The organism is Streptococcus sp. HMSC067A03 (genome assembly GCF_001814295.1).
Lineage (GTDB): Bacteria > Bacillota > Bacilli > Lactobacillales > Streptococcaceae > Streptococcus > Streptococcus constellatus.
Map to the genome: position 1 here is coordinate 1 of NZ_KV815657.1, position 209 is coordinate 209.

Genomic DNA, 209 nt, shown 5'->3' on the forward strand with positions numbered 1-209 from the left:
TAGAAACCAATTCATAGCCTTGGGCCAGATAAGCTGATACAACCGTATCGTATTTCCTTTGCGCTGCTGCTGGAAGAGCTGCATCCGACTCACCAGTCGTTAATTCCACTTGGTGTTCTAGAGTCGTACCTGTTGTATCATCAACGACCGTGTAAGTCACTCGTTGCGTTTGGATAGTGTAATGCACATCCTTGACAATATCCTCTTGA

1 protein-coding gene is annotated in these 209 nt (G+C 45.5%); it reads right to left on the minus strand.

Annotation, left to right across the window (positions count from 1 at the left end; genetic code table 11):
• On the minus strand, nucleotides 1–187 hold a 187-nt coding region (locus HMPREF2963_RS05495; RefSeq protein ID WP_410002505.1), incomplete at its 3' end, for a mucin-binding protein.
• Nucleotides 188–209 lie beyond the last annotated feature (22 nt).